The following is a 24,229-nucleotide window of genomic DNA, read 5'->3' as shown; positions in this document are numbered from 1 at the left end:
GTCACACATATATATAAAGGCATACAAAAAAGCCTGTACCCAATAATGAATACAGACCCTTTTAATTTATATATCAAGTCGTTATTGCTGTTTGCGTTTCGCTAACTTTTCTTTTAACTTACGATCTTGTTCTTCTTTACGACGCTTTCTTTCTTCATTACGCTTTCTCAAACGTTCTTCTTCTTCTGGATCGCGTGGTTTTTGAAGTTGCTTCTCAACCTTTTCCATTAATTCGTCTTCTGTCAGTGCGGCAAGTGGACGGTTATTAACGAAAGCGAAAGTTTTACGTCTTCCTGGTCCGCAATACGATTGACAGCCAATCTCTATTTCAGCATCAGGATCAAGTTTTTTTAATTTTCTTGTGACACTTTTAAGATTTACTGCCTGACAATCATCACAAACCATGAATTTGTTTTTCACCTAACTCCACCTCTCTTAGCATCATACCGCTATTCATTTTACACGTCTTTGAAATAATTTCAAGACTTATGTCTAGGCGTGAGTGTACTACAAATTAAGATTTATGCAATGGAATACTTTGTGTCACATCGATACCTAACACGGGTGGCAACACAAAATAAACAACAATAATAATGACTACGATACTAATCAAGTTCATAATAAAACCTTTAATGGCCATCTCTTTAATTGCGATTTTACCTGTCCCAAAGACAATCGCATTAGGCGGCGTTCCAACTGGTAACATGTATGCACAGTTTGCAGCCATTGCAGCTGGTGCCATTAATAGTAATGGATGAACGTTAATCGCTACAGATAGTGTTGCTAGAATCGGTAAAATCATCGTTGCTGTTGCTGTGTTTGATGTGATTTCTGTTAAGAACAAGATGAACACTGTAATCACAATAACGATTAGAAGTGGGCTGACGCCTTTTAATGATGTCATTTGTAAGCCTAACCATGTTGCTAGACCACTTTCTTGAATCCCTTTCGCAAGTGCGAGACCTCCACCGAAGAGTAATAAAACGCCCCAAGGTAATTCTTTAGCGACTGACCAATCTAAGATACGTTTATGTTTATCTTTGGCTGGAATCAAGAACAACAGAATTGAAACGAAGATCGCAATCGTACCATCTGCAATCATATCTGTAAAATGCCAGTTTGATAACAAGAATTCACGTGAAATCCATAAGAATGATGCTAAGATAAAGACACAAAATACGACTTTCTCTTCGTATTTAATTGAACCAAGTCCTTCCAGCTTATCTTTAATTACTTTTTGCCCACCTGGCAACTCTTTCATATCATGTCTAAAAGCAACAAATTGGAAGTATAACCAAGCTAAGAAAATCAAAATAATAACAGTTGGTATACCGATAATCATCCATTTCGCAAAGCTTAATTCTTCTCCAAAGTTCGCCGCATATTGCCCTTTTAAGATAATAAGTGGTGGTGTCCCAATCAATGTTCCTAAACCACCAATTGTTCCGGCATAGCCAATACCTAGTACAAGCGAACGTTCAAACTTTGCAATGCTTGAGTCATCTTCATGATTTTCTTTTAAAGCATGTGCTTCTTTAATAATAGCCAATCCAATTGGAATCATAATCATTACAGCAGCAGTATTTGAAACGAACATAGATAAACCACTTGTTGCAACCATGAATCCAAGTAAGATACGCCCTGTACTTGTTCCGATTGAATTAATAATTGTTAAAGCAATACGAGTATGTAAATCCCAACGTTCCATTGCGATTGCGAGAATAAAACCACCTAAGAATAAATAAATGATGTCATTTCCATATTGTGCAGAAACAGTTGCACTGTCCATGATATGTCCTAATGGCATCAAAACTAATGGCAATAAACTTGTTGCTGGAATAGGTATCGCCTCTGTAATCCACCAAAGTGCAATCCATACAGTAATGGCTAATACATATAACCCTTTAAAACTAAGGTCATCTGGACGTACAAATAGTAATATTAACGCAAACATTAATGGCCCCATCACAAGTCCAATAAGTTGTGACAATGTATATGATGGCTCCTTTTTCTTATCCGTAAAAAAAGTCAATAAACGAGATTCTTTTGGATTTGTCATAATGCTCCCCCTTGCTGGCTTCTCTTTTTCTCTCATCAATGATGTACCACATTTTTAAACAGTATATCACAATAAAGTGGTAATATGATAGCGCTTTTTTACACATATTTCTGACTTTTTAAATAAAAGGAAATGGTTATATTTTATTCTTAAAATCTATCTTCAAACAAGAAAAGACTGATGACTATTCAGTAAAAACACTGGATAACATCAGTCTCTCATATAAGGTTAGAAAATAAGATTTCTATTTCATAATTTTATCTTTATTTTTGTTGACGTTTTGGTCGAATAATCTGTATAGGCTTTCTAATAAACGACTTGGCAAATTGATCAGACATAAGTAGACCGACCGCAATGGCACCTGCAATCAATGTAGCTCGGATAAAGATGTCATTCGCCTCATTGAATTCTAACGTCAATAATTTTTGTGCTGCTTTAAAGAAAATACTCCCTGGCACTAGCGGGATAATCCCCGGTACCATAAAAAGAATAACTGGCGACTTATAGCGACGTGCCATAACATGACTCATAATACCAAGAATAAAACTACCACATAGGCTGGCATAAATACTATCGATACCGAAAGTCATATGAACGAGGTGAAACGTTAAATAACCAAACCCACCACATAATCCTGCTGGTAGAAATAAACGACGCGGTGCATCATAGATAAAGGCAAAGCAAAATGCGGTTAAGAAACTACATAAAAATATAATTGGAATCGACATTGCTTCACCTCCTAAAATACAATAAATGCAGTGGTAATACCTGCACCAATCGCAAATGATGTGACGATTGCTTCTAAGAATTTTGCTGTAAACATGAGCATGTGTCGTTCAAACAGGTCTTGGATTGCCGTTGTTATTAATACCCCTGGTACGATAGGCATCACACCTGCAGTGATGGTGGCAGCAAGATTAGGGCTTCCAATCCAATGATTAATTGGAATAGCAACCATACCGATTACAATCGCGCCTAAAAAGTCCGGAATGAAAAGAGTCAGCTGTTTCCCTTTCATATACTCTGTTACAAAATAACCTAATGCACCAGCAAGTACAGCAGGTAATAAATCTTGCCAGCCGCCTCCTTGCAAGTATAAAAAGCCCATAGAAATAAGTCCTGCAAATAACATTTTATGCCATAACTTATAGCGATGAGAGGTTTTATCAAGTTGTTTAAGTGTTTGATAAGCTTCATCAAACGATAATTTCTGTTGCGCAATTTGTCGCGAAATGTGATTCACTAAAAATACTTTGCGCAAGTTAGTATCATTTTTTTTAATTTTTACCATACGTGTGTCATGATCCGGTGATAAAGAAAAGTTAATAAAAATATTCAACGCATAACCTTGTGTTTCTTCATAACCATATGCGATGGCTATACGCTGCATGGTATCTTCCACACGGTTTGCTTCTGCGCCGCATTCTAATAATATACGGCCAGCAAGCATCACAATATTCATCACGTCTTGATCCGACGGTCTTGATTGAATCAACATTGGCACCTTCTTTTCAAAATCTTTATGTTCTCTTTACTGTAAAGAGATACAGTGGCACGCCTAGGAGCAATCCTACAATCGCAATGCCTGACCCTATTGGATCTGAAATCAATGTATTAATCACAATAAACAAACCACCCGCTATTGCAATAAGCGGTAAAAATGGATAAAGTGGTACCGAAAACGCGCGTGCTTGCCCTTTATTTCTACGTCTTAAAATAAACAGACCAACAAAAGATGCCATATAGAAAAAGTAAATAATAAAAATCGTGATTTCTGATAAATAATCCGCATCAAAAATTGTTGGGAAACAAACACTTAGCATGAGGATCAACATCGCCAGTGCACTCATCACAATATGCGCCCCAATCGGTGAGCCGAAACGCTTGCTGACATATTGAACTTTTGTTGAATACGGTAATAGATTATCTTGTGCCATCGCAAATGGAATACGTGGAAAAGTAATCAACTTACCATTCAATGTACCAATGATAGAGATAATTAAACCGATATTTACAATTTTCGCCCCGATATCACCAAATAAGAGAATTGCCGTTTCGACACTGACACTATTTCCATATAAATATACTTCTGAAGCTGGAAGTGTCTTAAATATCGCAATATTAATCAACGCATAGATAAATGTCACGATTAAAATCCCTATCAACATTGCTAATGGTAAATGTTTCTGTGGATTTTTCATTTCTCCCGCCATAGTCGTTAACATGATCCAGCCATCATAAGCAAAAAGTGTAGCCAGTACTGCTCGGCCAAAGTTAACAGTGCCATCCTGATTCATAACCAATTGCGTCACGTCACTGCCAAATACCCCTTCTTGACCGTAAATGAGTCCGAAAACTGCAATCGCAATAATTGGAATCAGTTTTGCAATCGTAGAAATATTTTGCATCATATTGGCATAATATGTACCTACCATATTCAATAAAAGTAAAAATAAGAAAATACCTGCCCCAATAGGTATCGTCCAAAAACTACTGATTACAAAGAACTTTGTAATTAAAATCCCTAAAAAAAGAATAAGTGACACGATAATTGCTGGTCCATATAAAACAGTTAATGTATATCCTGTTAAAAACCCCCAAAATGAACCATAAATATCTTTAATGTAGGCATATAAACCACCTGTACGTGTAATTTGTGCACCAACTTCAGCAATTGTTAAACCTGATGCTAATGTAAGTGCACCACCAAGCAGCCAAGCCCAAAGTGCTAAACTACTCGTCCCAGCATAGGCCAATACAGAACTCGGTTTAACGAATACACCAGAACCTATGATGGTACCAACAATAATTGTGACCGCTGTAAACAATCCAATCGTTGGTTTTAAAGTTTGCTTATTAGATTTCATTATAACGCCTCCCCTTTATTTCTTTTGCGTCATTGTCCTTACTATAACATGTGTATATGGAGAAATCTTTTATTTATATCAAGTTTTGTATTTCACTTTTATCGTTTATCTTACTATCGTATAAAAGTTCATAAATGGGGAAACATCATCAATTCGTGTACATCAAAAAGGCAAAAAGAAAACTGGCTCACACGTAATGTAAACCAGTCTCATGTCTATCTCTATTTTTCAGGTAGTGCCATCATTGTATGAAGTGCTTCACTATCTAACTTGTTACCGATGAAGAAGCTACCAAACTCACCATAACGCGCTGTTGTTTCATCAAAGCGCATTTCATAAACAATTTTTTTGAATTGTAATACATCATCTGAGAAGAGTGTGACACCCCACTCAAAATCATCAAAACCAACAGAACCTGTAATAAATTGCTTAATTTTACCTGCATATTTGCGACCAATCATGCCGTGATCATACATTAACTTTTTACGTTCTTCCATTGATAACATGTACCAGTTGTATGTTTCATTACGACGCTTGTTCATTGGATAGAAACAAATATAATCTGTTTCTGGTAATTGTGGATATAAACGCGCACGTACATGTGGGTTTTCATAAGGATCTTCATCAGATTGACCTGCAAGATAATTACTTAATTCAACGACTGATACGTATGAATATGTTGGGATGAAGTGATCCGCAATCGGTAACTTGTTGATTGCTGTTTCAATGGCAGTTAAATCTTTCATTTCTGGGCGTAAGAACCATAATAAGATATCTGCTTTTTGACCTGCCACATTATATGCAACATGATCTCCTTCTCCAGCTTCTTTAGCACCTTTCAATTCAGTGAGTAACTCTTCAAACTCTGAAAGCATTTGTTTACGTTCTGCTTCAGGTACTAAACGCCATGATGCCCAATCAACTGCATAAAATAAATGCAAACTATACCATCCATCTAAAGTTTCTGCTGCATGACTCATTCAGAACACTCCTTAATTATTAATTTACAAGTAAATATTATCACATTCCCTACTTAAAAACGAAAAAAACGGCGTGCAATGAGCGTCATGGAAATCTGAAGAAAAATAGCGTATAATAATAAACGGAAAATTATGCTATACCATGTCAAAGGAGGACATAATTATGTCTAGCTTATTAAATGTATTCAAAGACAAGTTGTCAGGCAAAAACGTTCGTATTGTATTACCAGAAGGAGAAGATGCACGTGTATTATCAGCAGCTGTTGAATTACAAGCTTCTGACTACGTAGCACCTATCGTATTAGGTAATGAAGAGAATATTAAAAAATTAGCCACTGATGAAGGCTTAAACGTTGAAGATATTGAAATCATTCAACCAGATACAAGCGACCTTAAAGCTGAATTAGTAGAAAAATTCGTAGAGCGTCGTAAAGGTAAAGCAACAGAAGAACAAGCACAAGAATTACTTAACAACGTAAACTACTTCGGTACAATGCTTGTTTATGCAGGGAAAGCTGAAGGTCTTGTAAGTGGTGCAGCACACTCAACTGCAGACACTGTACGCCCTGCATTACAAATCATCAAAACAAAACCAGGTGTTTCAAGAACATCAGGTGTGTTCTTCATGATTAAAGAAGACAAACAATATCTTTTCGGTGACTGTGCCATTAACCCAGAACTTGGTGCATCAGACTTAGCTGAAATTGCCATTGAAAGTGCGAAAACAGCACAAAGCTTCGGTATGGAACCAAAAGTTGCAATGTTGAGCTTCTCAACAAAAGGTTCAGCAAAATCAGACGACACTGAAAAAGTAGTTCAAGCTGTTGAACTTGCACAAGAAAAAATCGAAAATGAAAACTTAACAGATGTTGTCGTTGATGGTGAATTCCAATTCGACGCAGCAATCGTTCCAGAAGTTGCGAAGAAAAAAGCACCAGGTGCAAAAATCCAAGGTGATGCGAATGTATTCATCTTCCCTAGCTTAGAAGCTGGTAACATTGGATACAAAATCGCACAACGTTTAGGTGGCTTTGACGCTGTAGGTCCTGTCTTACAAGGTCTTAACTCACCAGTGAATGACTTATCACGTGGCTGCTCATCAGAAGACGTTTATAACTTATCTATCATTACAGCAGCACAATCATTACAATAATGGATCTCGCTGCTAAATATTTCAATGGCGTGACTTGGCGTTACATCGACCATACAACAGGCCTTGAACCAATGCAGTCTTTCGCATTTGATGACACTTTTTCTGAGAGTGTCGGCAAAGACTTGTCTCCAAATGTTGTAAGAACTTGGATCCATCAACACGTCGTCATCTTAGGCATACATGATTCACGATTGCCTTATTTGAAAGAGGGTATTTCATACTTAACAGATGAACAAGGTTACAATGCAATTGTACGTAATTCTGGTGGATTAGGTGTGGTACTCGATCAAGGGGTGCTGAACATCTCACTTATTTTCAAAGGCAAAACAGAGGTTACCATCGATGAAGCATTCACAGTGATGTATCTGCTGATTTCTAAGATGTTTGAAGATTATCATATCGACATCGATACCTATGAAATTGTGCATTCTTATTGCCCAGGAAAATTCGATTTAAGCATTAATGGTAAAAAATTTGCAGGTATCTCTCAACGCCGTGTACGCGGTGGTGTGGCTGTTCAAATTTACCTTTGTGTAGAAGGTTCAGGTGCTGAGCGTGCACAACTCATGCATGATTTTTATGAACGTGCGATTAAAGGTGAAGTGACAAAGTTCAGTTACCCTGATATCCATCCAGACTGTATGGCATCATTAGAAACATTACTCAAACGTGACATCACAGTACAAGACGTCATGTTTAAGTTGCTGTATGCCATCAAAGATTTAGGTGGTACTTTGAATACGGACCCTGTGTCACCAGATGAGTGGTCACGTTATGAGCACTATTATGATCGTATGCTTGAACGTAATGCAAAGATTAATCACCAAATTGAAGACTAATATAAACAAACCTCAATCAATAAAATTTTGTTGATTGGGGTTTTTATATACGCACAAAAGATGGTTGGATATAATATAAATAATAAAGGGGGAAAAGAACATGAATAATAGCAATTATCTTGTGCCAGCTGGTCTTTTCATCGGAATCGGTTTAGGCAGCTTATTTGATCAACTTTTAGTGGGTGCCTGCCTCGGACTCGGCATCGGCTTATTCATTAAATCATTTGTGAAAGATAAATAATTATAATAAACCAAAAATCACAGCCTCTCCATCTTTGTTGAAGAAACTGTGATTCTTTTTATTCTTTCGACATATAATATGATTTATCATGTAAGAAAAAGCTCATGATAAGCGCAAGTCCACTCAAGGCTGTCGCAACCCAGAAAGCACTGTTCACACCATCAACTGCTGCAAGTTCATTCACAAACTGTAAAATAGCTGCTGTTGCTTGCTGTTCTCCACCTAGTTGCTGTGCCAATGACTGTAACTGATCTTGAATAAATGGCTGTGTTGTATCTAAATCTTGCTGGAATGTTGCAAGATGCGTATCCGTTTGTTGTGTCATAACGGTTACTAGAATAGCCGTCCCAATAGAACCAGCTAATTGACGCATTGTATTGATTAATGCATTCCCATGTGAGATGAGTCGCGCAGGTAACGCATTCATACCTGCCGTCATAATAGGCATCATGATAAAACTCATACCGAAAGAACGTACAATATAAATCCATAAAATCGATGAATAAGGTGTATCCATCGTCAGTTGTGTTAATTCCCATGTACCATAAGTCGTAATTGTTAAACCAATAATTGCCAGAGGTTTAATACCAATTGTATCTAACAGTTTACCGGCAATTGGCCCCATAAAGCCCATAATCAGTGCACCAGGTAAGAGTAACAATCCCGAATCAATCGCTGAGAATCCACGTAAATTTTGCAAGTATAGCGGAAGTAAAATCATCCCACCAAATAAACTCATTGTGACAATCATATTGATGGCTGCAGTCAATGTATAGCCTGGATATTTAAGTACCTCAAAACTTAACATCGGTGCTTTCATCGTCATTTCACGAATAACAAATGCGGTTGTAAAAATCACTCCGATCACTAACATGGCAATAATTTTTGTAGATCCCCAACCATCGTTACCCGCTTCACTAAAGCCATACAATAACGCACCAAAACCAATCGTACTAAATATCACCCCTGGTACATCTGCTTTTGGTTGTGAGGTACGTTGATACATACCAAACCAAAAATATGCGAAAACTAACGCTATCAAGCCTATCACAAACATACCGATAAACATGGTATGCCAATCATAATGATCAACGATATAACCAGAAAGTGTCGGCCCGATTGCTGGTGCTAGTATCATTGCAATTCCTAATGTCCCCATTGCCATCCCACGTTTTTCTGGTGGGAAAATCGTCATGAAAACATTCGTTCCAAGTGGCATCAAGATACCTGCACCTGCTGCCTGCAATATACGACCTGACATCATGATTGGAAAGTTCCAAGCAATCCCACAAACCAGTGAGCCAACAGAGAATATCAACATAGAGAATAAAAACAAACGTCGATAGGAATATTTCTCAAATAAGAACGCACTGATTGGAATTAATATCCCATTCACTAACATAAATCCTGTCATTAACCACTGTCCTGTCGCAGCAGTAATATTGAAATCTGTATTAATTTTAGGGAGTGCGGTATTCAACAATGTCTGATTCAATATGGCAATAAACATACCAAATAACATTGCAGCCAATACTTTATTACGTGTAATCCCTTCTTTAAATCGATATTGCGTGACGGTTCCCTTCACTTGATCAGTAATAGATGCGTTTACATCTATCTCATCGTTATATTCGTCTATCAACTGTGCTTGATCGACATCTTTGTTTAAGTTTATCTGTTTTTTCTTACGACGTTGCAGCAACATGAGGTTCATCAATATAATCACGATAAGTGAAACAATGCTATATATCATCACAAACATTGGATGACCTCCTATTTAATTCTTATGAATACTTACTTCTGCGTTCATACCTGGTAGAACACCATTTGATGGTTGGCTATCAAACTCAATTTTTACAGGAATCACTTGTGTCACTTTTGTATAATTCCCGTCACTATTTGATGAAGGCATTAAAGAAAAACTCGATGCTGTCGCTTGACCAACATGAACAACTTTCCCCTTCACTTTAGAATCTTGGCCATCAATCGCAATATCAACTACTTGACCTGTTTCTACATCTTTCACTTCTGTTTCGTCAATATTCGCTGTTACATAACGTTTATCCAAGTTATACGCATAAGCTAAAGGTTGCCCAGCTTGTGCCATACTCCCTTTTTGTGCAGACATTTTCACAACGGTTCCTTCTACAGGCATCGGGATATCCATTGTTTGAACATCGCCAGTTTCAGATTTCACTTGTACTTTTGCAAAAGTATCGCCTTCTTTTAATTTGTCTCCTTCAGCTACTTTCAACTCTGAAATTTGACCCGAAGCAGGTGCTGCTATTTTAATTTGTTCACCATCTATTTGCGCATTTTCTGTTTTGACATAATTGGTTGACTGATTATAAAAATAAAATCCTCCAATTCCAATGATGACGAGCAATACAATGGTAATGATATTAATCATGACTAACTTCTTCATTATGACAAATTTCCTTTCCTTAAAATTCAATATCCTGTATTATAAAACCATCATTCTGCACATACCACAGACAATTTCAACAAATGTGTCGGATTTAAAAATTAACACCTTGGTGATTTTATGAAAAAAACAAAAACATATTATCAAATTTGTAAAGCACTGATTAGACTTCTTGAACATCATCCTTTTGAAGCAATTACCATTAAAGAAATTTGTGCAGAAAGCGGTGTACATCGTTCAACATTCTATGCACATTTTGAAGATAAGTATCAACTATTTGAAGTGATTAAACAATTTCATATGAAGCGTTATGAGCGGCTGATGGCGTCAACAACATACACGATTGAACATAGTGATTTAGAAACGACTAAATCCTACATTTTAAAAGGGTTCCGATTGTTGTTTAAATATATTCTGCGCTATAAATCATTTTTTCAAACGATTATTGTGACAAACACACAACCTGTCTTGATTAGAGATTATATGAAGTTTACCCAACGCACTTATACTGCCATACTAAAATCTTTACCTGAGATGCATCGTTCAGATTATTTCATTCATTATACAATCGGTGGTGAATTAGCCATCATCTATAAATGGTTATCAAATGATTGTCAGGAGACACCTGATGAAATGGCATATATTCTGAATGCTAATCTTATGAAGACAAAACGTTAATTTAAGATAAGATTTGTATAAGCTACTAAAAATTAAATAATATTTCATATTTATTAAGAGTTAAGAATTAATTCACAGATAATTAAGATTTTATTAATATTCATGCCCCAAAACACTCAAAAACATGTTACATTATTCTTAAGCAAAAATATGGGCAGGGACCCATATCATTTTGTGCTTTCATTTTCAAAAAAGTTCTCCAACTTAAAAAGCCTATTTCTCTCGATAGCGTAGCGACTGTCGTTAGAAATAGGCTTATTTAACTTTTTATTTATTTCACTGCCAATATATTTTTTTCGTTTATTATCCATTCTTTGTTGTAATAATCACCATGTATTATTTCATCTTGTGTAATTTCAATGACTGTTTCAACCTGTTGATGAATGACTTTTCTTATAAAATCTGTATTTTCTTTATCAAGTCCTGCTGAAAACTCGTCTATTAATATAAATTTAGGTTCCTTAATTAAAATACGTGCTAATGCAATTCGCATTTTTTGACCACCTGAAAGACGATTGCCACCTGCTCCAGCAGTGTAATACCATCCATGTGTATTAATTAAGTCTTGCAAATTACATTGTGTCACAACATGATTCAAATTTTGTTGATTTTTTAATTTTATTCTTATAAATCTTTGGTGTGATGACAGGAATAATGGAAAACAATATAAATAATAAACCTAATTTGTAATTGATGACTAACACATAGATAGCTGAGATAATGGAAAAACCGACACAATATGTAAATAGAAATAAAGATTTTATATAGTTTGTCTCTAGAAATTTGAAATCATTTACAATAAAACTTAATAACTCTGAACGTAATTTTAAGTGATCACTATTAAAATACTTCTGAATGATCTTTCCTTTATACTCAGTATTAAAATTTTTAATGAATTTTTGTTGATATACATTCCATAAATATAAAGCTGTTCGAATGATTGCATAACCAATAATGCCAAATATAAAATAATTTGTTAATCTTTTAATCTCAACGGAATGTACAATATCAGCTATAAGTGTTGGGATGACAAGTCCATCTAAATCTGTGATTAACATAAACACATATAATAAAATAAGTTTTGGGCTTAGTAATTTAATTTTCAAAGTTAACCTCCTTATACAATAAATACTGAATGAACTGGATCTGGTTCATTACATGAGGGTGCACCATATGATGTACAACTTGCTTCTAAATAATCATAGGATTCTAATTTAATTTCTAAACGTTGTAATTCTAAAAACATCCATACGAGTAACAATACCAATAAATTGTATAACAACTCTATAAAATTATATCACTTTTTACACAAAAAACAGAAAATTCAAAAATTATTATATAGAATATTTTTATTCCTTAAATCTAGGGAGTATGTGAATTTTCTCATTCTGTTCAAACTTCAAAAATGTTTCTTCCAATCTCATCTTCAAACTCATTTCTTAATCCGTTCAAGCGATATTACACTGAATCTACTATTTAAATCCTCGTACATTTTCCTGTTTAAAATTAATATTTATTTATATCCTTGTAAACAGATAGGAATTATAGTAGTATTTACTTATTACTATTTTAGGGGGTATATATTATGACTTTATTTTTACTAGAAGCTAATGATTTAAGCAGTTTTTCAACAAAAGAGGCGTTAGAAGAACAGGCAAGCAAATTAACAACGGGAGAAATACCAACGCTTATAGAAGTACAAGCTACATCAAATCTGACTCACGGATACTTTATTGTCGAAGCAAATAGCAGTGATGAAGCGAAACAATTTTTAGAAGAAGCTTCCATCAATATCAATCTTGTCAAACAAGTTAGATTAGTCGGCAAAGAATTAGAAGATGTTAAAAAAGGCGATGCCCATGTAGATTTTCTCGTTACTTGGAATATTCCTGAAGGCATCACAATGGATCAATATTTAGCACGTAAAAAGAAAAATTCAGTGCATTACGAAGAGGTGCCTGAAGTACAATTCCAACGTACTTATGTATGTGAAGATATGTCAAAATGTATTTGCCTATACGATGCACCAGATGAAGATGCCGTTCGACGTGCACGTAAAGCAGTAGACACACCTATAGATGGTATCGAAAAATTATAACACGTAATATTTTCTGAATAATCAAATATATAAGGGTTATGTGCATACATAGCCCTTATCATCTATCACTCAACAAGATAAGATCCGAGGTGATTTAATGATTCACATTAACCATATCCAACATCAATTTGACAACAATCTTGTTATTAAGGATTTTGAGTTAAAAATTAAAAAAGGTAATATCGTCACATTTATAGGTAAAAGCGGTTGTGGTAAGTCAACATTGTTAAATATTATTGGTGGATTTTTAAAGGCAACCTCGGGAAAAGTGACGATTGATGGCCAAGTTAAAACAAGCTCATCTCCAGATTGTTTAATGATTTTTCAACACCATAATCTACTTCCGTGGAAAAATATCAATGACAATATCCGTCTTGGTTTACCTCATCATATTAGCGATGAAGAGATAAACACACATTTAAAAACAGTGGATTTAAATCAAAAAGGCAAATTATTTCCAGAAGCATTATCGGGTGGTATGAAACAGCGTGTTGCACTCTGTCGGGCACAAGTTCATCAACCAAAAGTCATTCTCATGGATGAACCTTTAGGCGCATTAGATGCGTTTACACGGTATAAACTACAAGATCAATTGATACATTTGAAAGAAAGAACAACGGCAACCATCATTTTAGTGACACATGACATAGATGAAGCTATTTATCTATCCGATGATATTGTATTACTTGGGGAGGGTTGTGAGATCCTCAGTGAATATCATATAGCCGCATCACATCCCAGAAATCGTAATGACAGTCATTTATTAAAAATTCGAAATGATATTATGGAAAAATTTGCATTAAATCATCATTTAGCAGAACCAGAATACTATCTATAAGGAGTTGAAATGATTGAAAAAATTTATTTTACTTACTTTCATATTCCTTATTATCCTTTCTGGCTGTAACTTGGACACGCAAAAAAATAGCTCTCATCACACAGGTGAAAAACAAACACTAAAGATTGGCTACTTACCCATCACGCATTCAGCAAATTTGATGATGACAAAAGAAATACAACAGCACACTGACAACTCGAATTATAACTTGGAATTAGTACGTTTTAATAATTGGCCTGATCTAATGGATGCTTTAAACAGTGGCAAAATTGACGGTGCTTCTACACTTATTGAACTGGCAATGAAATCAAAACAAAAAGGATCAGATATTAAGGCTGTCGCTTTAGGTCATCATGAAGGGAACGTTGTTATGGGAGAAAAAGGTAAAAATGTATCAGATTTTCACGAACATGAGACCTATCATTTTGCGATACCACATCGCTACTCAACACATTATTTATTATTAGATGAAATGCGAAAACAGCTGAAATTAAGTTCAAACTCTTTCAGTTATCACGAAATGCCTCCAGCTGAAATGCCTGCTGCACTCAATGAAGGTAGCATTTCTGGATATTCTGTCGCAGAACCATTTGGCGCACTTGGTGAAAAATTAGGAAGTGGTCATACTTTATATCATGGCAGTGACATCATACCAGATGCATATTGCTGTGTACTCGTACTTAGAAGTGACCTCATCAATCAACATCAAGAAGTTACTAAAAATTTTGTTTCAGATTATAAAAAAGCTGGCTTCCAAATGGAGAATAAAGATAAAAGTATCGAAGTAATGGACAAAAACTTTAAACAAGATAAAAAAGTTTTAGCACAATCAGCTGAATGGACTTCTTACGGTAATTTAGCAATTGAGAAAAAAGGTTACAACAAAATTAAAAAATTAGTAGATGAGAAAAAGCTTTTTAAAGCACCAACGTATAAAGATTTTGTTGATCCTACGTTGTATAAGGAGTGATAGATGACATGACGGTTAACAGTATTAAAAAATGGTCATTACCTATTCTTACTTTTATTATTTTTCTTTTAATATGGCAATGCATCATCACTGGGGATATATTTACAAACTTAGGTATCAGCTTGTATCGCTTTATTGTAGGTTTTATACTAGCCATTATGATTGGCATACCTGTTGGCTTTTTATTAGGACGTCGTTCTTCACTATTTAATGCTATAGAGCCATTATTTCAATTAATAAGACCTATCTCTCCTATTGCATGGTCTCCATTTATCGTTTTGTGGTTTGGGATTGGTAGCTTACCTGCCATTGCCATTATATTTATCGCTGCATTTTTCCCGATTGTTTTTAATACCATCAAAGGGATTAAACATATTGAACCTCAATATTTAAAAATTGCATCTAATTTAAATTTAAAAGACTGGTCATTATACAAAAACATTCTATTTCCTGGTGCCTTCAAACATATGATGGGTGGCATACATACAGCAGTCGGCACAAGTTGGATTTTCTTAGTGTCCGGTGAAATGATTGGCGCACAATCAGGTCTTGGTTTTCTGATTGTAGACTCACGTAATATGTTAAACCTAGAAGATGTTTTAGCAGCCATATTCTTTATTGGTGTATTCGGGTTCTTAATTGATCGCATGATTAGTCACTTTGAAAAATTAATCTTAACACGCTTTGGTGAATGAAGGAGTTGAATTGTATGAGTTTAAACACACATATTGAAGATAAACTAAAACCATATTTAATAGAAATTGATGAAGGGTCTTATTATCCGAAAGACTTTATTCGTACTTTGTTTAAAGAAGGTTATTTCAAGGAAGATGACATTAAAAACAACTCAGAAATTATAGAAAAAGTATCCGAATCTTGTTTGACGACGGGTTTCTGCTTATGGTGTCAATTGGCATTTTCTACTTACTTAAAAAATGCGGAATCCCCCTACTTCAAACAAGACCTACAGCAGAAATTATTATCAGGTGAAATTTTAGGTGCAACTGGATTGTCGAATCCAATGAAGTCATTTAATGATTTAGAAACATTCAACCTGTCACATCACTATGATGAAAACCAACAGCTGATTGTGAATGGGAGATTGCCAGCAATTAGTAATATTGGACCTGATCATTATTTTGGTGCAATCTCTAAGAATGCTTCATCTGATGAACTTGTTATGTTTATTGTACAAGCTAACCAAACGGGTATCACAATGCAGGAAATGTCTCACTTTTTAGGTGTGAATGGGTCAGCAACTTTTTCAATAGATATGCATCATGTTCTAATACCAGAAGAACATATTATTACACACAATGCAAAAGCATTCGCATCACAAATACGACCACAATTTGTCGCATTACAGATTCCCATCGCATTAGGCGCCATTCGATCATCACTTGATTTAATCCACCAATTCTCTCATGCACAAAACGGCATTAATCAATATTTAGAATATGATGTGCAAGTATTTGAAAATCAATACGATCAGATTAGGAAGCAATTTTATGATGTATCAGAGAAGAATGTATTACAAAATAAATTTGAAGATCTGATTGAACTAAAGAAATCAGCAGGCTATTTGTTGCTTGACGTAAATCAAGCATCGATGGTGAATGGCGGCTCAAAAGCATATGCTTATCATTCACCACAAGCACGTAAATTAAAAGAAGGCTTTTTCTTTGCGGCATTAACACCGACGTTAAGACATCTAGGTAAACTACAAGAAGAATTAAAAGCAAGTGTTTATTAGTTCGCAGTTAAGATGACAACTTTTATCATGTATTGATATAAATAAACATCCAGTTATACCATTCTTTTTTAGAATCATATAACTGGATGTTTCATATTTCTTTATTCATCTAGCATTTTTTCAACGTCTTTTTTACGTGTATCTAAAATCAATTGTGATAATTCATCTTTATCCATACGGCGAAGTTTCGGTAAACGAATAAAGAAGAATACCAGTCCTAATAATGTCCAGAAACCTAATGCAATATGCGATGGTAAAGATAATGATGCTGGTGAAAACGGTAATAACAAGAGTGCTAAGAAAATAAATGAAATCACTGCACCAATCATTGCAAGTGTTTTATAGACTGGACCATAAGTTGTACTATTTTTATCGTAGCTAAATAACTTCGCAGCTGACAAACAAGTAACAAAATAAGCAATTGAAACACCTGTAGACGACATATCTACAATCCATGTTAATGCTGTACGCCCTAACCATGGTGCAATTAATGTTAATGCTACTAAGAAAATAATCGCAACATAAGGTGTTTTATAACGTGGATGTAACTTACTGAAAACAGTTGGCATAATTCCTGAACGTCCCATTGAGAAGAGTAAACGACTTGCACTCAATAAAAAGCCATTTAGTCCTGTAAAAATCCCCATGATAATGGCAATCGCAAGGACACCTAAACCAATATTTCCGAAAGCTTCACGTGTCACAGCACCTGTTGTCCAAAGACTATCATTCTCTGATGTCAGCCAACCTGTGTATAAAATCATCATAATATATGTGATGGCAGCTGCTAATAAGCTATACACAATTAACTTAAATGTTTTGTTGGGTGAGAAGTTAAATTCTTCTGCTGTTTGTGGAATATTATCAAATCCCACATATGCCCATGGTGCGACTGATACAATCATAATGATCGCTGGGAACCAATCATAAGTTGGTCCATGATATGGTTTTAAATTTTCTAACGAGAAACTTGAACCAAAGAATGAACTGACAAACATTAAAACAACGACGATGACCATGGCAATACAGAAATAAAATTGTAATGATCCTGATACACTTGCGCCATAAATAGTAATCACCATGAACACAAGAAGTAATACGGAGGCAATAATAATTTCTGTAATGTAAACATCCCAACCAGCAATGGTGTACAACTTACCGACTTCGATGGCATCTGGGACTAAAAACTTAATTAATAAGCTAAATGCCGTTGCATTCAGTGCGACGACACAAACATAGCCAAAAGTTAAGAACCATGATGAAAAGAAACTAACATATCGTCCAAAACCTAAAAAGCTAAATGCAAATGCCCCACCAGAAACTGGAAAACGTTCAACCAATGCACCATAACTTACGGCAATGATCATCATCAGTAATGCCCCAATAAAAATACCGATGGATGCCGCAATAGGACCTGCTGTTTGAATCCAATCCCCTGGCAGAATAAAAGAACCCCAGCCAATACAAGAGCCATATGCAATTGCCCAAACGAACTTTTCAGATAAGTTCTGTTGCAAATCGCCTCGATCTGGCTTTTTATTTTTCTTTGCCATAAATATATTTCACCTCTAATATCCTATATACCCTAGATAAAATTTTATTAACTATTTTTGAGTATTTGAGCCATTAATCATACATTAAAAATTGAAACATATCAAAAATTTGTCATACAATGTACAAAAAAGAGTGAGGTGTGGCGCCTCGTTCAAGAGACGTTACACCTCACTCATTTAGCCATTCTCACTGTGTTATTCCTTATCTTCGGGATTATCTTCATTTCGCTTCCATAATGCCGAAGCAAGTGCACTAAAAATATGACTTAGAAAATTAAAAATTGCTTCCATCATACATCACCCTTATATTTTAAAAGATGCAATAATCAGCATGAGCCATCCAGCAATAAATAATACACCACCAATTGGCGTAATGGCACCTAATACGCTGATTTGCGTTATTGACAAAATGTAAAGTGATCCACTAAAGAAGACAATACCGAAGAACATAAGCCATCCAGCCCAACTAACATTCAAGTCAAACGCACCACCGATAATACCAATTAAAATGAGCCCCAGACCATGGTACATTTGATACATCGTTGCTTTTTCCCAAACAGACATGTAATGCTCAGAAAGCTTACCGTCTAACATATGTGCACCAAAAGCGCCTGTTCCCACTGCCATCATTGCGTTAAGTGCACCTAAAATAATAAAAATCTTCATGCTTTACTTCCTCCTCTAAAAATCAAAAATAGATTCGCCATTACCAATCGCATCATCTGTTACTAAACGATTATCCGCTGTTTTTGGTACCGTACTGGATTCTGTCACACGTCCACCCATCAAGCGAATTTCTTCTTCTGATACTTTTGTAGACGATACAGGTGTCTGTGTAGGGGTTACGACACTTGATGTTGCTTTAGGTGTTTCTTGATCTGTATATAAAGCTGTTAAGGCATGAATTGCGTAGATATGTTTATCAAATGCAGCATCTGTTGTGGCTTGATCCGCTTGCATCAATTCATGCTCTAACAATTGAATTAACTTTTCTTTTTGCATGCTATAACTCCTCTCTTTCACACCATTGAATAGGTTCTATCCCTCGTGATACCAAATAAGCATTCGCTTTTGAATAAGGTTTTGAACCGAAGAAACCACGATACGCTGATAAAGGGCTTGGATGTGGTGACTTAATAATATGGTGTTTTGTTGTATCGATCAGACGTTCTTTCTGTTGTGCAGGTTTCCCCCATAGTATAAAGACGACATCTGATTTATGTTTTGAGATGGCTTCAATCACTTCATTTGTAAATATTTCCCAACCAATATTGCGGTGTGAATGCGCCTCCCCTTGACGTACTGTTAAAACGGTATTTAACAGTAAAACACCTTCTCGCGCCCAATCTTGTAAATGGGGCGATGTACGCCGACACCCAAGATCATCAGCGAGTTCTTGATACATATTACGCAATGACGGTGGCATCTTCGCCTCAGGTTGTACTGAAAAGGCTAACCCATGCGCTTGATTTGGACCGTGATATGGATCTTGTCCTAAAATAACCACTTTCACTCGATCAAATGGTGTTAAATCAAATGCTTGATAAATATTCTCCCGTGCAGGATATATCACTTTTGTTGTATATTCTTTTTCTAAAAAATCGTGCATCTCTTGAAAATCATGTCTGGATGTAATGTCATGAAAAATAGTAGACCATTCCATCATCTTCACCTCATTCCACATTTTAACATAAAATTTATAGAAGAACGTTGATGATATCGTTTGGAAATGTTTGCAGCCACGCACGACCATGATATGATAGTAGTTAAGTATGAATTCGCATTTAGAATAGAAGTTTAAAAAAGGGAGTGGCTATAACATGGCATTAAAAAAAGTATTAACAATCGCAGGATCAGATACAAGTGGTGGCGCAGGAATGCAAGCCGATCTTAAAACATTCCAAGAATTAGACACATACGGTATGGTGGCACTTGCTGCTATCGTAACAATGGATAAAGAAACATGGTCACATGATGTTTCACCAATTCCATTTGAAGTATTCAACAAACAACTTGCAACTGCAATCAGTGTTGGTCCAGATGCAATTAAAACAGGTATGTTAGGAACAGAAGAAGTGATCAAACGTGCTGGGGAAGCGTTTGAAGAATCTGATGCACAATATTTCGTTGTAGACCCTGTAATGGTATGTAAAGGGGACGATGAAGTATTAAATCCAGGTAATACTGAAGCAATGATTCAATATTTATTACCAAAAGCAACGGTTGTAACACCAAACCTTTTTGAAGCAGGTCAATTATCAAAACTTGGATTATTAAAATCAATGGATGATATGAAAAAAGCAGCTGAAATCATCCACGAACAAGGTGCACAACACGTTGTCATCAAAGGTGGTAAAGCACTCGATCAAGATAAATCATATGATCTATACTATGATGGTCAAACATTCTATCAATTAACAACGGATATGTTCCAACAAAGCTATAACCACGGTGCTGGATGTACATTTGCAGCTGCTACAACAGCAAACCTTGCAAATGGACAATCACCAAAAGAAGCCGTTGTAAATGCTAAAGCGTTCGTTGCTTCAGCAATCAAAAACGGTTGGAAAATGAATGACTTTGTAGGTCCTGTTGATCACGGTGCATACAACCGTATTGAAAAAATTGACGTTGAAGTGACTGAAATTTAATCACAATTCTAAACGCCATGGGTTATCTTAACCACATGGCGTTTCTTTTGGGAGTGGGACAGAAATCTTTATTACTATAAAAGATTTCGTCGTCCCCCCCGGCAAGGGTGACTAGAAGTTTTGCAGTAGCTGATTGATATGTGACTACGTATACTTAATAAACTTGTCACACATCTAATCATCTTTGCAGGGGCACTACGACAAAATCATTATAAATGTTTATGATTTTTGTAGTGCTCCCAAAGTTTTCAAAAACGTATTTTCACTTCAGACACCTACTGCCCTAAACTTATATCTATATTCAAAAGGAAGGAACCGAGCACTATGTCTCAGCCACGTTTCTTTTATGCTTCTGCACTATTTTCATAACGATTAGAGACAATAGAAAATATGAGAAGTACGACTAATAATGCCATTCCAGTAACGAGAAAGATGATGCCTTCATATTGATTTAATATCAATCCATAAAATAGCATTGAAATAGACATTAACGCTTGAACAATAGATTGATTCATTGAGAAAACACGTCCTTTATACGCATCATCTACTGTTTTTTGCAAATATATGCTGTACGGAATATTAAGATAAGGCATAGTGAAACCAATCGCCACATATACACCAATTAGAAAAATAAATGCTATATTGCTTGAGGTTTCAAAAAATAAGAAAATACCTAATCCGCTTAAAATCATACTATAAAGTGCAATGGCAACCTTTAAATTTCTGAACAAATGCGCTTGAATAGGAAATACTGAAAATAGTAAGGATGTTAAAAAAATAGAAATTGTTAAGGATCCTTCAATGACACCAAACTGTGCAGAGTTAAGTGACAATGTTTGGATAGCAATAATAGGCACACCGACTACAACTGAGTTAACAAAAAAGTTCACACTAAGTCCAACACAAATAAATAGTAAAATTATTTTTTGCTGCTTCATATACGAGATACCTTCTTTAAAGTTCGTCGTAAAAGAAGCACGCTCCCCCTTCTCCAAATAACTTTTTAGCGGTAATAGTAATAATAAAATAAGTGAAATACTTTCTGTTAGCAGCGTAAGTGTCGCTAATGTTTGTATTGATAACATAGCAATCAAGACACCCCCAACCATTGGTGATAAAAACGTAACGACTGTAATAATCGTTTGTCTTAGCGATACGATGCGTTCCAAATATTCACCTACAATCGTTTGTAAATTGGATTGCAGAATCAACATGTTCACACTATCCGTTATCGTGAGGATCATCCCAGTAATAATGATTAATTGTATGCCTGCTATATCAAATAAAAAGAAAAACACCGCAAGTATCCCAATCGTCGCTGTCTGTGCTATGATCACCAACCGTCGATTATTGATACTATCTGTAAACACCCCAATTATCGGACTTGCGCTAATTCCACACAGTACAATTAGCGCTAAATACACGCTATATGTATAACTTGTATCCGTATACTGCAGTATGTAAAATGCACAAGCAAAACTAAAAACACGCGATCCAAAATTCGATACAATATCGAATAATACTAATATGATTGCCTTTTTCATTACATAACCCCCCTTTGTTTTGCAATGAATTAAAAACATGTATAATTAAATCATAAAATTATTTTCTGAAAATTACAATAATTTTTTAACTGGTATTTTTCTCAATCTATAAAATAAAATAAAATAAGATAAGGCGTGCAAGGTAGCAGAGATAAAACGCTGCTATCTTGTACGCCTTTAAATTATACACGCATTTTTTTACGCCACCACATTATAAAAATGATAAGTAATATTACCAAAAATACGCCGCTTCCGATAATCATAAATGGCCATGGCTCCTTGCCAAATAACTCAAACCCTTTTTCTCAATAGAGACTGTTGGTACTTGATAGCCTAATAAAAATTGACGATTATACTTCAATGAAATACGTCCATTTTCCTCATCAATTTTAAAATCCTTATCTGAAACGTTCATGTTTTTAGGGACAACATCGTATAAATCCTTTTTCACATCATACTTCTGATCTTGAATACGATGCTCCCCTTTTGATAAAACTTTCTTATACGTATAGCGATCGAACATCTCTTGTGTTATACCATTTGCTATAAGATGTCGTGCATGTTTTGCTCGATTATCATTGTAAGGTGCCACTTGTAACACTGCTGTTTGAAGTCTGAGATTATGCTGTTTTGCCGTCAACATAAAATGATAAGCCTCATCACTCGTTCCTGTCTTCAAACCATCAACACCTGGCATGCCATTCGCTTCACCCGGCAATGAATAATTTGTCGTCTTTTGCATGCCACCTTCTTGATTGAGCGTTCGCTGTTTTGTGATGTCGAGAATTTCTGGATGATCATTCACAAGACGTGTTGCTAAGATGGATAAATCATACGCAGATGAAGTAGGTTTGCCTGCATTCATAAAATCTTTAGGTGCATACTGTTTCAACCATGCATTATCTAGACCAGCTGGATTTGTAAAATATGTATCATTCATCTTAAATTCACGGGCTTTATCATTCATTTGTTTCGTAAATGTGGAAACATCCCCTGAAACTTTATCCGCTAGTACCATTGTCGCCGCATTACTCGACACCATAATCGCTTGTTGCAACAATGCCTCTATCGTCACTTCTTGACCTTCTTTAATTGGATAAGTTGATACATCAGGTAACTGTGCCACGGCTTGATGGTCTTTTGTAATTTTCACCTGATCTGTAAGTTTTAATTCACCTTTTTCAACCGCATCATAAACAAGATAAAAAGTCATCAGCTTGACTACTGATGCTGGGTAAAGTGTTTCCTCGCCATGATAGTCATAGAGTATTTGACCTGTCTGTGTTGTTGTCATTGCAGACTGTGGTTGATACTGACTAGCGGCCTGAGATTCATGTCTTTTAGTTATCTCATACGGTGCCGTCTCTGCTTCAACAGTTCCAACCAATAATAACTGTAACATCGTAAAAGCCATTATTACTTTTAAAAACTTAGTCCTCATACCCTGCTACTCCTTAACTCCATACATAGTCAATAAATCAAGCATACGTCAATTAACCGCCCATATCAACATTGGTTTATTGAATGATGAAATTACTTAGGTTTTCTAAAAACATACAAAAAGACCCAACACATTGTAA

At 35.5% G+C, this 24,229-nt stretch carries 27 protein-coding genes; 10 read left to right on the top strand and 17 right to left on the bottom strand.

Features of this window, described 5'->3' with window-relative positions; translation table 11 throughout:
* Positions 1-81: 81 nt before the first annotated feature.
* The 6 genes from MUA88_RS01575 to hemQ all read right to left on the bottom strand — a co-directional run bounded on the left by MUA88_RS01575 (position 82) and on the right by hemQ (position 5,906).
* A complete protein-coding gene (locus tag MUA88_RS01575; protein WP_262604408.1) occupies positions 82-420 on the bottom strand; it encodes a YuzB family protein in 339 nt (112 codons plus the stop codon).
* A gap of 94 nt (positions 421-514) precedes the next feature.
* Positions 515-2,059: an SLC13 family permease gene (locus MUA88_RS01570; protein WP_262604407.1), complete on the bottom strand. Its 1,545-nt coding sequence runs from the start codon at positions 2,057-2,059 to the stop codon at positions 515-517.
* 263 nt (positions 2,060-2,322) lie between these two features.
* Positions 2,323-2,787: a threonine/serine exporter family protein gene (locus tag MUA88_RS01565; RefSeq protein ID WP_262604406.1), complete on the bottom strand. Its 465-nt coding sequence runs from the start codon at positions 2,785-2,787 to the stop codon at positions 2,323-2,325.
* Between the two features lie 11 nt (positions 2,788-2,798).
* Entirely contained in the window at positions 2,799-3,557 is a 759-nt protein-coding gene (locus MUA88_RS01560) for a threonine/serine exporter family protein (RefSeq protein WP_262604405.1), read from the bottom strand.
* Positions 3,558-3,579: 22 nt separating this feature from the next.
* Complete coding sequence (locus MUA88_RS01555) at positions 3,580-4,926, bottom strand: APC family permease (protein ID WP_262604404.1); 1,347 nt, start codon at positions 4,924-4,926, stop codon at positions 3,580-3,582.
* 221 nt (positions 4,927-5,147) lie between these two features.
* A complete protein-coding gene (gene hemQ / locus MUA88_RS01550) occupies positions 5,148-5,906 on the bottom strand; it encodes a hydrogen peroxide-dependent heme synthase (RefSeq protein ID WP_262604403.1) in 759 nt (252 codons plus the stop codon).
* 163 nt (positions 5,907-6,069) lie between these two features.
* Between hemQ and pta the strand changes: the two genes are divergently transcribed.
* From pta to MUA88_RS01535, 3 genes are all read left to right on the top strand, one after another.
* Positions 6,070-7,059: a phosphate acetyltransferase gene (gene pta, locus MUA88_RS01545; protein WP_262605676.1), complete on the top strand. Its 990-nt coding sequence runs from the start codon at positions 6,070-6,072 to the stop codon at positions 7,057-7,059.
* Positions 7,059-7,898 carry a lipoate--protein ligase family protein gene (locus MUA88_RS01540; protein WP_262605675.1) on the top strand — a complete coding sequence of 280 codons (840 nt, stop codon included), beginning with the start codon at positions 7,059-7,061 and terminating at the stop codon, positions 7,896-7,898. Before pta ends, MUA88_RS01540 begins: the two co-directional genes overlap by 1 nt.
* A 100-nt stretch (positions 7,899-7,998) precedes the next feature.
* On the top strand, positions 7,999-8,139 hold the full coding sequence (locus MUA88_RS01535; RefSeq protein WP_157728659.1) for a hypothetical protein: 141 nt from the start codon (positions 7,999-8,001) through the stop codon (positions 8,137-8,139).
* Between the two features lie 58 nt (positions 8,140-8,197).
* On the opposite strand, the gene MUA88_RS01530 is transcribed toward MUA88_RS01535, so the two are convergent.
* Together MUA88_RS01530 and MUA88_RS01525 are read right to left on the bottom strand one after the other, a co-directional pair.
* Entirely contained in the window at positions 8,198-9,901 is a 1,704-nt protein-coding gene (locus MUA88_RS01530) for a DHA2 family efflux MFS transporter permease subunit (RefSeq protein ID WP_262604400.1), read from the bottom strand.
* Positions 9,902-9,916: 15 nt separating this feature from the next.
* A complete protein-coding gene (locus MUA88_RS01525; RefSeq protein ID WP_262605674.1) occupies positions 9,917-10,564 on the bottom strand; it encodes an HlyD family secretion protein in 648 nt (215 codons plus the stop codon).
* Between the two features lie 120 nt (positions 10,565-10,684).
* On the opposite strand from MUA88_RS01525, the gene MUA88_RS01520 reads away from it, so the two are divergent.
* Positions 10,685-11,242 carry a TetR/AcrR family transcriptional regulator gene (locus MUA88_RS01520; RefSeq protein ID WP_262605673.1) on the top strand — a complete coding sequence of 186 codons (558 nt, stop codon included), beginning with the start codon at positions 10,685-10,687 and terminating at the stop codon, positions 11,240-11,242.
* Between the two features lie 271 nt (positions 11,243-11,513).
* Here the strand turns inward: MUA88_RS01520 and MUA88_RS10890 are convergent, their stop codons facing one another.
* From MUA88_RS10890 to MUA88_RS01505, 3 genes are read right to left on the bottom strand one after another with little or no spacing between them, the layout of a single operon-like run.
* Positions 11,514-11,813, bottom strand: coding sequence for an ATP-binding cassette domain-containing protein (locus tag MUA88_RS10890; RefSeq protein WP_276580938.1), 300 nt, complete (start codon positions 11,811-11,813; stop codon positions 11,514-11,516).
* A gap of 1 nt (position 11,814) precedes the next feature.
* On the bottom strand, positions 11,815-12,348 hold the full coding sequence (locus MUA88_RS01510) for an ABC transporter ATP-binding protein (protein WP_262605672.1): 534 nt from the start codon (positions 12,346-12,348) through the stop codon (positions 11,815-11,817).
* 11 nt (positions 12,349-12,359) lie between these two features.
* Positions 12,360-12,488: a hypothetical protein gene (locus tag MUA88_RS01505; RefSeq protein ID WP_262604396.1), complete on the bottom strand. Its 129-nt coding sequence runs from the start codon at positions 12,486-12,488 to the stop codon at positions 12,360-12,362.
* A 339-nt stretch (positions 12,489-12,827) separates the two neighbouring features.
* Between MUA88_RS01505 and MUA88_RS01500 the strand changes: the two genes are divergently transcribed.
* From MUA88_RS01500 to MUA88_RS01480, 5 genes are all read left to right on the top strand, one after another.
* Positions 12,828-13,340 (top strand): DUF4242 domain-containing protein, encoded by a 513-nt coding sequence (locus MUA88_RS01500; protein ID WP_262605671.1) that lies wholly within the window; start codon positions 12,828-12,830, stop codon positions 13,338-13,340.
* Positions 13,341-13,437: 97 nt separating this feature from the next.
* A complete protein-coding gene (locus MUA88_RS01495) occupies positions 13,438-14,178 on the top strand; it encodes an ABC transporter ATP-binding protein (protein WP_262604394.1) in 741 nt (246 codons plus the stop codon).
* Between the two features lie 13 nt (positions 14,179-14,191).
* On the top strand, positions 14,192-15,148 hold the full coding sequence (locus MUA88_RS01490; protein WP_262605670.1) for an ABC transporter substrate-binding protein: 957 nt from the start codon (positions 14,192-14,194) through the stop codon (positions 15,146-15,148).
* Between the two features lie 8 nt (positions 15,149-15,156).
* Positions 15,157-15,843 carry an ABC transporter permease gene (locus MUA88_RS01485; RefSeq protein ID WP_262605669.1) on the top strand — a complete coding sequence of 229 codons (687 nt, stop codon included), beginning with the start codon at positions 15,157-15,159 and terminating at the stop codon, positions 15,841-15,843.
* 14 nt (positions 15,844-15,857) lie between these two features.
* Positions 15,858-16,901 carry an acyl-CoA dehydrogenase family protein gene (locus MUA88_RS01480; RefSeq protein WP_262605668.1) on the top strand — a complete coding sequence of 348 codons (1,044 nt, stop codon included), beginning with the start codon at positions 15,858-15,860 and terminating at the stop codon, positions 16,899-16,901.
* Positions 16,902-17,002: 101 nt separating this feature from the next.
* Here the strand turns inward: MUA88_RS01480 and MUA88_RS01475 are convergent, their stop codons facing one another.
* From MUA88_RS01475 to MUA88_RS01460, 4 genes are all read right to left on the bottom strand, one after another.
* Positions 17,003-18,454 carry an APC family permease gene (locus MUA88_RS01475; protein ID WP_262604390.1) on the bottom strand — a complete coding sequence of 484 codons (1,452 nt, stop codon included), beginning with the start codon at positions 18,452-18,454 and terminating at the stop codon, positions 17,003-17,005.
* A gap of 303 nt (positions 18,455-18,757) precedes the next feature.
* Positions 18,758-19,120, bottom strand: a complete 363-nt coding sequence (locus tag MUA88_RS01470) for a DUF423 domain-containing protein (protein WP_262604389.1) — start codon at positions 19,118-19,120, stop codon at positions 18,758-18,760.
* Positions 19,121-19,135: 15 nt separating this feature from the next.
* Positions 19,136-19,456, bottom strand: coding sequence for a DUF5327 family protein (locus tag MUA88_RS01465; RefSeq protein WP_262604388.1), 321 nt, complete (start codon positions 19,454-19,456; stop codon positions 19,136-19,138).
* Position 19,457: 1 nt separating this feature from the next.
* Positions 19,458-20,117: a uracil-DNA glycosylase gene (locus MUA88_RS01460; RefSeq protein ID WP_262604387.1), complete on the bottom strand. Its 660-nt coding sequence runs from the start codon at positions 20,115-20,117 to the stop codon at positions 19,458-19,460.
* Between the two features lie 157 nt (positions 20,118-20,274).
* On the opposite strand from MUA88_RS01460, the gene thiD reads away from it, so the two are divergent.
* Positions 20,275-21,105, top strand: coding sequence for a bifunctional hydroxymethylpyrimidine kinase/phosphomethylpyrimidine kinase (gene thiD / locus MUA88_RS01455; protein ID WP_262604386.1), 831 nt, complete (start codon positions 20,275-20,277; stop codon positions 21,103-21,105).
* Between the two features lie 344 nt (positions 21,106-21,449).
* Here the strand turns inward: thiD and MUA88_RS01450 are convergent, their stop codons facing one another.
* Positions 21,450-22,649 (bottom strand): MFS transporter, encoded by a 1,200-nt coding sequence (locus MUA88_RS01450; protein WP_262605667.1) that lies wholly within the window; start codon positions 22,647-22,649, stop codon positions 21,450-21,452.
* A gap of 259 nt (positions 22,650-22,908) precedes the next feature.
* Positions 22,909-24,090 carry a DUF1958 domain-containing protein gene (locus MUA88_RS01445; RefSeq protein ID WP_262605666.1) on the bottom strand — a complete coding sequence of 394 codons (1,182 nt, stop codon included), beginning with the start codon at positions 24,088-24,090 and terminating at the stop codon, positions 22,909-22,911.
* Between the last annotated feature and the right edge of the window lie 139 nt (positions 24,091-24,229).

Origin of the sequence: Staphylococcus sp. IVB6240 (assembly GCF_025558425.1) — a bacterium.
Taxonomy (GTDB): Bacteria; Bacillota; Bacilli; order Staphylococcales; family Staphylococcaceae; genus Staphylococcus.
This window is presented reverse-complemented; position numbering and strand designations above follow the sequence as displayed.

Coding starts and splice junctions, on each gene's coding strand:
- MUA88_RS01570 (WP_262604407.1), bottom strand. CDS start 2,059: ATGACAAATCCAAAAGAATCTCGTTTATTGACTTTTTTTACGGATAAG.
- MUA88_RS01565 (WP_262604406.1), bottom strand. CDS start 2,787: ATGTCGATTCCAATTATATTTTTATGTAGTTTCTTAACCGCATTTTGC.
- MUA88_RS01560 (WP_262604405.1), bottom strand. CDS start 3,557: ATGTTGATTCAATCAAGACCGTCGGATCAAGACGTGATGAATATTGTG.
- MUA88_RS01555 (WP_262604404.1), bottom strand. CDS start 4,926: ATGAAATCTAATAAGCAAACTTTAAAACCAACGATTGGATTGTTTACA.
- hemQ (WP_262604403.1), bottom strand. CDS start 5,906: ATGAGTCATGCAGCAGAAACTTTAGATGGATGGTATAGTTTGCATTTA.
- pta (WP_262605676.1), top strand. CDS start 6,070: ATGTCTAGCTTATTAAATGTATTCAAAGACAAGTTGTCAGGCAAAAAC.
- MUA88_RS01540 (WP_262605675.1), top strand. CDS start 7,059: ATGGATCTCGCTGCTAAATATTTCAATGGCGTGACTTGGCGTTACATC.
- MUA88_RS01535 (WP_157728659.1), top strand. CDS start 7,999: ATGAATAATAGCAATTATCTTGTGCCAGCTGGTCTTTTCATCGGAATC.
- MUA88_RS01530 (WP_262604400.1), bottom strand. CDS start 9,901: ATGTTTGTGATGATATATAGCATTGTTTCACTTATCGTGATTATATTG.
- MUA88_RS01525 (WP_262605674.1), bottom strand. CDS start 10,564: ATGAAGAAGTTAGTCATGATTAATATCATTACCATTGTATTGCTCGTC.
- MUA88_RS01520 (WP_262605673.1), top strand. CDS start 10,685: ATGAAAAAAACAAAAACATATTATCAAATTTGTAAAGCACTGATTAGA.
- MUA88_RS01505 (WP_262604396.1), bottom strand. CDS start 12,488: ATGTTTTTAGAATTACAACGTTTAGAAATTAAATTAGAATCCTATGAT.
- MUA88_RS01500 (WP_262605671.1), top strand. CDS start 12,828: ATGACTTTATTTTTACTAGAAGCTAATGATTTAAGCAGTTTTTCAACA.
- MUA88_RS01495 (WP_262604394.1), top strand. CDS start 13,438: ATGATTCACATTAACCATATCCAACATCAATTTGACAACAATCTTGTT.
- MUA88_RS01485 (WP_262605669.1), top strand. CDS start 15,157: ATGACGGTTAACAGTATTAAAAAATGGTCATTACCTATTCTTACTTTT.
- MUA88_RS01480 (WP_262605668.1), top strand. CDS start 15,858: ATGAGTTTAAACACACATATTGAAGATAAACTAAAACCATATTTAATA.
- MUA88_RS01475 (WP_262604390.1), bottom strand. CDS start 18,454: ATGGCAAAGAAAAATAAAAAGCCAGATCGAGGCGATTTGCAACAGAAC.
- MUA88_RS01470 (WP_262604389.1), bottom strand. CDS start 19,120: ATGAAGATTTTTATTATTTTAGGTGCACTTAACGCAATGATGGCAGTG.
- MUA88_RS01465 (WP_262604388.1), bottom strand. CDS start 19,456: ATGCAAAAAGAAAAGTTAATTCAATTGTTAGAGCATGAATTGATGCAA.
- MUA88_RS01460 (WP_262604387.1), bottom strand. CDS start 20,117: ATGGAATGGTCTACTATTTTTCATGACATTACATCCAGACATGATTTT.
- thiD (WP_262604386.1), top strand. CDS start 20,275: ATGGCATTAAAAAAAGTATTAACAATCGCAGGATCAGATACAAGTGGT.
- MUA88_RS01450 (WP_262605667.1), bottom strand. CDS start 22,649: ATGAAAAAGGCAATCATATTAGTATTATTCGATATTGTATCGAATTTT.
- MUA88_RS01445 (WP_262605666.1), bottom strand. CDS start 24,090: ATGAGGACTAAGTTTTTAAAAGTAATAATGGCTTTTACGATGTTACAG.